5 protein-coding genes are annotated in these 8,016 nt (G+C 70.5%); 4 read left to right on the top strand and 1 reads right to left on the bottom strand.

Features of this window, described 5'->3' with window-relative positions; all coding sequences use genetic code 11:
* A partial coding sequence (locus IH00_RS0117405; RefSeq protein WP_039947034.1) for a beta-ketoacyl [acyl carrier protein] synthase domain-containing protein occupies positions 1-1,481 on the bottom strand: 1,481 nt, incomplete at its 3' end.
* Positions 1,482-2,141: 660 nt separating this feature from the next.
* On the opposite strand from IH00_RS0117405, the gene IH00_RS0117400 reads away from it, so the two are divergent.
* The 4 genes from IH00_RS0117400 (at position 2,142) to IH00_RS0117385 (ending at position 7,992) form a co-directional block, all read left to right on the top strand.
* Positions 2,142-3,386 (top strand): cytochrome P450, encoded by a 1,245-nt coding sequence (locus IH00_RS0117400; protein WP_031074571.1) that lies wholly within the window; start codon positions 2,142-2,144, stop codon positions 3,384-3,386.
* A 46-nt stretch (positions 3,387-3,432) separates the two neighbouring features.
* Positions 3,433-4,320, top strand: coding sequence for a glucose-1-phosphate thymidylyltransferase RfbA (gene rfbA / locus IH00_RS0117395; RefSeq protein WP_031074567.1), 888 nt, complete (start codon positions 3,433-3,435; stop codon positions 4,318-4,320).
* A 178-nt stretch (positions 4,321-4,498) separates the two neighbouring features.
* On the top strand, positions 4,499-5,497 hold the full coding sequence (gene rfbB / locus IH00_RS0117390; RefSeq protein WP_031074565.1) for a dTDP-glucose 4,6-dehydratase: 999 nt from the start codon (positions 4,499-4,501) through the stop codon (positions 5,495-5,497).
* A 215-nt stretch (positions 5,498-5,712) separates the two neighbouring features.
* Positions 5,713-7,992 carry an NDP-hexose 2,3-dehydratase family protein gene (locus tag IH00_RS0117385; RefSeq protein WP_324615786.1) on the top strand — a complete coding sequence of 760 codons (2,280 nt, stop codon included), beginning with the start codon at positions 5,713-5,715 and terminating at the stop codon, positions 7,990-7,992.
* Positions 7,993-8,016 lie beyond the last annotated feature (24 nt).

The following is an 8,016-nucleotide window of genomic DNA, read 5'->3' as shown; positions in this document are numbered from 1 at the left end:
CCCGGCCCGTCATCGGACCCGACCAACGCGGAAAGACGCCCCAGCCCCGCCTCCAGGGCCTTCACCGAAGCACCCGACACCACCACGGGCACGGTGCCGCCAGGCTGTTTCGGCTCCGGCTCCGCCTCCAGTGAGGGAGCCTGCTCCAGCACCACATGCGCGTTCGTCCCGCCCATGCCGAAGGACGACACACCGGCGACGCGGCGCCTGCCGGGTTCCTCGGTCCATGGCTCCAGGGCCGTCTGCACGTCCAGGTGCAACTGCCCCAGGGGGATGTCCGGGTGGGGCGTGCGGTAGTTGAGGCTGGGCGGCAGCATTCCCTCCCGTACGCACAGCGCGGCCTTGAGCAGACCGACGATGCCGGCAGCGCCCTCCAGGTGTCCGACGTTCGTCTTGACCGATCCCACCGCGAGCGGGGCGACCCCGGCCTCCGCGCGGGCCGTGCCCAGGACGGCGCCCAGCGCGGCTGCCTCCACCGGGTCGCCCGCCCGGGTGCCGGTCCCGTGCAGCTCGACGTACCGGACGTCCTCCGGGCGTGTCCCGGTGCGGGTGTACGCCGCGCGGAGCAGCTCTTCCTGGGCCCGGCGGTGCGGTGTGGTCAGGCTGTCGCCGCCGCCGTCGTTGTTCACCGCGCCGCCCCTTATGACGCAGTGGACGCGGTCGCCGTCCTCGATGGCCCTGCTCAGCGGCTTGAGGACGAGCGCGGCACCGCCTTCGCCCCTGACGTAACCGTTGGCCCGGGCGTCGAAAGTGTGGCACTGCCCGTCCGGCGAGAGGGCGCCGATCCTCTCCATGGCGGTGGTGCTCTCGTCCGCCATGACCAGGTGCACACCCCCGACGACGGCGAGTGTGCTCTCCCCGCGGCGCAGGCTCTCGCAGGCGAGGTGCACGGCCACGAGCGACGACGACTGGGCCGTGTCGACCGCGATGCTGGGGCCGCGCAGGCCAAGGAAATAGGACAGACGGTTGGGTGCGAGGGCGCGGTGCAGGCCGGTGGCGGTGTGCACGCCGGATTCCGAGCCGGCACGGTGCACGAGAGTCGCGTAGTCGTCGGACGCGATGCCGACGAAGACACCGGTGGCGCTGCCGGCGAGCCGGCGGGGGGCGATGCCGGCGCTCTCCAGCGCCTCCCAGCCGAGTTCGAGGACGAGGCGGTGCTGAGGGTCGGTGGCGGCGGCCTGATGGGGCGACATGTCGAAGAAGTCGGCGTCGAATCCGGCGTGGTCCGCCAGGGCGGCCCGCCATGTGCCGTCCGGGAGCCGGGTGACCTCGTTGCGGCCGGCGCGGAGCAGTTCCCAGAACTCGTCCACCGTGCCGGCGCCGGGCAGACGGCACGACATGCCGACGACGGCGATGGCGGCGGTGTCACCGTCGGACGGGTGGACCGGGCCCGGCTCGGAGCCGGAGCCCGCGCCGCCGCCCGCGCCCGCTTCGCCGCCGTTGTCGTCGCCGTTGCGCTTCACACCGAATTCCGCGTTCATCAAGTCTCCGTAGCCAAAGCCATAGCGAGTGCCGCGATGTGCCGGTGTCCGCTCGAAGGAGGGGCGGGAGGTAAGGAGCGGGAGAGTGAGGAGTGCGGGGCACCGAGCTGACCGTCAACTCCGCCAGCCAACCTCCGGTTGTGACGGCTGCTCGATATCTTTCGGGCAACTGTGTCAGGTCGCCCGTGACGCCGGAACGTCGCCATCTCTCCTGGTGGAAAGCCCCCCGGGCACTATGTCAGGTCCCGCCTTGCGGACGCTGAAGGCCGCCGTCTAGCTTTCTCGGCATTGCATGGCATTACACGGCAATGACCGCATGACCGCATGACCTATCGACATGGCAAATGGCGTGACGTTGCTTTTGCTTTGCTTTGCCGGATGGCACAGGACAGCGCGGGGCAGGCTCCGACACCACGGGACAAGCATCGGCGACACGTGCCGGACACATGCCCAAACGTGTGCCGGACGAGTATCGGCCACGTGACGGGTCCCCTGCCGGAGAGGCACTGCAATGGACACGGCCAGACCGCTCTCCCGCATTCCGAACGTCGACCGCTGGGTCGCCCCCACCCTTCAGCTCCGCGCGTGTCCCGGGTTGCCACCGGTCACCGTGCGGCCTCCGGCCCGGCAGGGAGATCCAGCCCCCACGAGAGAGTCGAGATGACGACGCAGACCAGGGACACCACAGCCACTACGGCTCCGGAGCCGTCCGTCCATCCGCTCGCCCAGCCGACGGACGCCGATGCGCGGGAGCTGCTGGCGTGGTTCGCCCGGTGCCGGGCGGAGGCACCGGTGTTCTGGGACGAGTCCCGTCAGGCGTGGCAGGTCTTCGGCTACGAGGACTACCTCACCGTCTCCACCAACCCCCAGCTGTTCTCGTCGGACTTCTCGCCGGTGTTCCCCGTGCCCGAGGAGCTGGCCCTCCTCATGGGCCCGGGCACCTTCGGTGGCATCGACCCGCCCCGGCACGGGCCGCTGCGCAAACTGGTCTCGCAGGCGTTCACGCCGCGGCGCATCGCCCGGCTGGAGTCGCGGATCTCGGTCATCAGCCACGGGCTGCTGGCGGACCTGCGGGACAGGGACCGGCTGGACGTGGTGGCCGACCTCGCGTACCCGCTGCCGGTGATCGTCATCGCGGAGCTGCTGGGCATTCCCGCCGAGGACCGCGACCTGTTCCGTGAGTGGGTGGACGTCATCCTCAACAACGAGGGACTGCAGTACCCCCACCTGCCGGACGATTTCGCGGAAACCATGGGTCCTGCCATCAAGGAGTGGTCGGACTACCTGTACGCGCAGATCGCGAAGAAGCGCGCCGAACCGGCCGACGACCTGATGAGCGGGCTCGTCGAGGCGGAGGCCGACGGGCAACGGCTGACCGACGAGCAGATCGTCAACATCGTGGCGCTCCTGCTCACCGCCGGCCACATCTCGAGCGCCACTCTCCTCGGGAATCTGTTCCTGGTCCTGGACGAGCATCCCGAAGCCCTGGCCGAATTGCGGGCCGACCGTTCGCTCATTCCCGGGGCGATCGAGGAGACCCTGCGCTACCGCAGCCCCTTCAACAACATTTTCCGGTTGCTGACGGCGGACACGGACATCCTCGGGCACCCGATGAAGGCCCATCAGATGGTGATCGCCTGGAGTGCCTCGGCCAATCGGGACGCCGGCCATTTCCCGGACCCCGACCGGTTCGACATCCACCGGAGCGCAAATAAGCACATGGCGTTCGGGCACGGTATCCACCACTGCCTGGGGGCTTTCCTCGCCCGGCAGGAGGCCAAGGTGTTCCTGGACCTCGTCCTGGACGAATTCACCGACTACCGCATCGACCACGACCGGGTGGAGTTCTACGACGCGGATCAGCTCACCGCGCGTCACCTTCCCGTTCAGGTGACGCGCTCCTGACCCGGGCGGCCATTCCATGACGAAGACTCTTGCGGACCGGCGGCCCATGAAGGGCATCATCCTGGCAGGCGGCAGCGGCACGCGCCTGCGCCCCCTGACCGGGGCGCTGTCCAAGCAGCTGCTGCCGGTCTACGACAAGCCCATGATCTACTATCCGCTCTCCGTGCTCATGCTGGCGGGGATCCGGGACGTCCAGATCATCACCTCGAAGACGCACCTGGAGATGTTCCGCTCGCTGCTCGGCGACGGCAGCCGCATCGGGATCAGTGTCGACTACGCCGAGCAGGAGGAGCCCCGGGGCATCGCGGAGGCCTTCCTCATCGGGGAGGAGCACATCGGTGACGACCCGGTGGCGCTCATCCTGGGTGACAACGTCTTCCACGGGCCCGGGTTCTCCTCCGTGCTCGCCACCACCGCGGCACGGCTGGACGGCTGCGAGCTGTTCGGTTACCCGGTGAAGGACCCCCGGCGCTACGGCGTCGGCGAGGTCGACGCGGAGGGCCGGCTGGTGTCCCTGGAGGAGAAGCCTGAGAAGCCCCGTTCGCATCTGGCGGTGACAGGCTTGTACTTCTACGACAACGGCGTGGTGGACATCGCCCGGCGGCTGACGCCGTCCGCGCGGGGTGAGCTGGAGATCACCGACGTCAACAAGGTGTACCTGGAGCAGGGCCGCGCCCGCATGACGGAACTGGGGCGCGGCTTCGCGTGGCTGGACATGGGCACGCACGGTTCGCTGCTCCAGGCGGGTCAGTACGTCCAGCTCCTGGAGCAGCGGCAGGGCGTGCGGATCTCGTGCATCGAGGAGATCGCGCTGCGGATGGGTTACATCAGTCCGCAGCAGTGTCATGAGCTCGGCCGGGAACTGGAGAGCTCCAGTTACGGCCGGTACTTGATGGACGTGGCGGAGACGCTCATGCCCGGGCCGGCCGCATGACCGCCCACCCGCACGCCGCCGATCCGCGCACCAATCGCACGCCCCACCCGTACGCCGGCAGCCCGGGCGCCCACCCCTCCGTACGCCGGCAGCCCGCCCCTCGGCAACCCGATCGCCGGCACCGTCCACCCTCCCCCTCCTCGCAGCCTCCGCCCGTGGAAGAAAGGTCTGTGCTCCCATGCGCCTGCTGGTCACCGGAGGTGCGGGCTTCATCGGCTCGCACTTCGTCAGACAACTGCTGACCGGGGCGTATCCCGACCTGGCCGGGGCGCGGACGGTGGTGGTCGACAAGCTGACCTACGCCGGCAACCTCGCCAACCTGGACCCGGTCGCGGATCATCCGTCGCTGGAGTTCGTGCACGCCGACATCCGGGACGCCGAGGTGATGAGCCGGGTCATGCGGGGGACGGACGTCGTCGTCCACTTCGCGGCGGAGTCGCACGTGGACCGCTCCATCGCCGACGCGTCGGCGTTCGTCGAGACGAACGTACGCGGGACGCAGACCCTTCTGCAGGCGGCGGTGGAGGCGCGGGCCGGCCGGTTCGTCCACGTCTCCACGGACGAGGTGTACGGCTCGATCGCCGCGGGATCGTGGCGCGAGGACCAGCCGCTGGCGCCGAACTCCCCCTACGCCGCATCGAAGGCGGCGTCGGACCTCCTGGCACTGGCCTACCACCGGACGTACGGACTGCCGGTCGTCGTCACCCGGTGCTCCAACAATTACGGCCCGTACCAGCACCCCGAGAAGGTCATCCCGCTCTTCGCCACCAACCTGATGGACGGCCTGACGGTGCCGCTGTACAGCGACGGCGGCAACAGCCGGGACTGGCTGCACGTGGACGACCACTGCCACGGGATCAGCCTGGTGGCGACCCGCGGCCGCCCGGGCGAGGTCTACCACATCGGCGGCGGTACGGAGCTGACCAACCGGGAGCTGACGCGGCGACTGCTCGGGTTGTGCGGCGCCGACGCCTCGTCCGTGCGTCATGTCGCCGACCGGCCGGGACACGACCTGCGGTACGCGCTGGACACCGGCAAGATCACGGACGAGCTGGGCTACACCCCGCGTACGGACTTCGGGACGGGTCTGGCGGACACGGTGCGCTGGTACGCGGAGAACCGCTCGTGGTGGGAACCGCTGAAGAAGGTCGCGCAGGAGGCCCGGCGCCCGGACTGACCACCCCCGGGGGCCGGGCTCCCCTGGCCCATGCCCGCTGCCCGGCACCCAGGTACGTGGACAAGCCCCTCAGGCCCCGGCTCCAGGTCGCGGCCCCCGGGCCACCTCCCGCCCCTTCCCGTCCCGCCTCTCCCCGCCCTGCCCCGCCTCCGACGCCCGCACCCGACGCGCCGTCCCTGACAGCGGTCCACCGACCGCGAGGAGCTGCATCCGCCGTGAGTACCCGTTCCACACCACCCGTTCCCGGAGCTCCGTCGCCGGCCGGACACCCGGACGAGGGCCTGTGGATCCGCCGTTACCGCCCGGTGCGGGATCCGGAACTGCGTCTGGTGTGCTTCCCGCACGCCGGCGGGGCCGCGACCTCCTTCGTCTCCCTGGCCCGCGGACTGGACGGGACGGTGGAGGCGCTGGCGGTGCAGTACCCGGGGCGCCAGGACCGCCGCCACGAGCCCTTCATCCCCTCCATATCGGGCCTGGTGGACCAGGTGGTGCCGGAGATCCTGCGCTGGGCCGACCGTCCGCTCGCGCTGTTCGGGCACAGCATGGGTGCCACGGTGGCGTACGAGGTCGCACGCAGGCTGCACGGTACCGGCCGGGTCTCCCCGGTCCACCTGCTGGTGTCGGGCCGCCGTGCGCCCACGGTGCGGCGGCGGGACGTCGCCCACCTCCTCGACGACGACGCGCTGATCGCGGAGATCGCCAAGCTTCAGGGCACCGACGACGCAGTCCTCCAGGACGAGGAACTGCTGCGGCTGGCTCTCCCGGCGATCCGCAACGACTACCGCGCAGCGGGCACGTACCAGTACGTTCCCGGCCGTGCGCTGGAGTGTCCCGTCACGGTGCTCACCGGTGACCGGGACCCCAACGTCCCGCTGGAGGAGGCGAAGGCCTGGCGGGAACTGACCACGGGCCCCTTCGCGCTGCACGATTTCCCCGGTGGTCACTTCTATCTGAACGACCGGATGGACGACGTGTGCCGGACCATCGGCCGCGCCCTCGCCGGCACGGCCGCTGACCCGGCGTCCGGGCGCACCCCGCCACGTCCCGCCCCGGCCCCTCCTGCCGCCGGGCGCCGTGCGGACGCGGCCCGGCCCGGCGACCCGGTGGACACGGCGCGGCGGGTGCTGTCCTCGGCGCGAACCCCGGACAGCCCGGTCACGCCGTTCGACGACATCGCCGACTGGCTGGCCGAACGCCTGGGGGCGGGACGCTTCGACGTGTCGCGCATCCCGTTCGAGGAGCTGCGCGGCTGGAGTTTCCACCCCGGTACGGGCAATCTGCACCACGCGTCGGGCCGCTTCTTCTCCGTGGAGGGGCTGCATGTCCGTACGGACCGGCTGCCCGAGCGGGGGTGGACGCAGCCGATCATCGTGCAGCCGGAAGTGGGGTTGCTCGGGATCGTGGCGCGGGAGATCGACGGGGTGCTGCACTTCCTGATGCAGGCCAAGATGGAGCCCGGGAACGTCAACGTCCTGCAGGTGTCACCGACCGTGCAGGCCACCCGCAGCAACTTCACCGGGGTGCACCGGGGGCGCGACATCCGGTATCTGGACCTGTTCATGGGGCCGGGACGAGCGCGTGTCCTGGTCGACTCGATCCAGTCGGAACAGGCCGACTGGTTCCTGGCCAAGCGCAACCGCAACATGATCGTCGAGCTGGCGGCGGACGACGACCTCGACATCGGTGAGGACTTCCGCTGGCTGACGCTGGGGCAGATCCGCCGGCTGCTGCTGCTGGACAACGTGGTCAACATGGACGCCCGGTCCATCCTCGCCTGCCTGCCCACCGCGGAGGCCGACACGTCCGCGCCGTCCCCCGTGCTGCGCTCCTTCTTCGGTGCGCCGGGCGAGGCACGGCACGGCACGGCCGAGATCCTGACCTGGTTCACCGGTGTGCGCGCCCTGCGGGAGCTGGTGCAGAACCGGGTGCCGCTCGATGCGGTGGCGGTGGACGGCTGGTACCGCACGCCGTACGAGATCGCCCACGAGAGCGGTCGGCACTTCCGCGTCATGGCCGCCGAGGTCGGTGCGAGCAGCCGGGAGGTCACCTCCTGGACGCAGCCGCTCATCGAGCCGCAGGTGCCGGGGCTGATGGCGCTGCTCGTCAAGCCCGTCGGCGGCGTGCTGCACGCGCTCGTGCAGGCACGGGTGGACGTCGGGCACCTGAACGTCGCCGAGCTGGCCCCCACGGTCCAGTGCCGGCCGGAGGAGCACACCGGACCGGAGGGGCTGCCCCGCCCGCCGTACCTGGAGCAGGTGCTGTCCGCTCCGGCGGAGGACGTCCGCTACGACGCCGTCCAGTCCGAGGAGGGCGGGCGCTTCTTCCACGCACAGAACCGCTACGTGATCGTGGAGGTCCCGCCGGACTTCCCCGAGGACGCACCGGACGACTTCGCCTGGCTGTCGCTCGCTCAGCTGACCGGCCTGCTGGCTCACGGCAATTACCTCAACATCGAGCTGCGCACCCTGGTGGCATGTGCCCACACGCTGTACTGACCCGTCCGCACGCCGCACGGGCCG

Origin of the sequence: Streptomyces sp. NRRL S-118, assembly GCF_000716335.1 — a bacterium.
Classification (GTDB): domain Bacteria; phylum Actinomycetota; class Actinomycetes; order Streptomycetales; family Streptomycetaceae; genus Streptomyces.
The sequence above is the reverse complement of the archived record's forward strand: the minus strand, read 5'-3'. Positions and strand labels throughout refer to the sequence as shown.

Coding starts and splice junctions, on each gene's coding strand:
- IH00_RS0117400 (WP_031074571.1), top strand. CDS start 2,142: ATGACGACGCAGACCAGGGACACCACAGCCACTACGGCTCCGGAGCCG.
- rfbA (WP_031074567.1), top strand. CDS start 3,433: ATGAAGGGCATCATCCTGGCAGGCGGCAGCGGCACGCGCCTGCGCCCC.
- rfbB (WP_031074565.1), top strand. CDS start 4,499: ATGCGCCTGCTGGTCACCGGAGGTGCGGGCTTCATCGGCTCGCACTTC.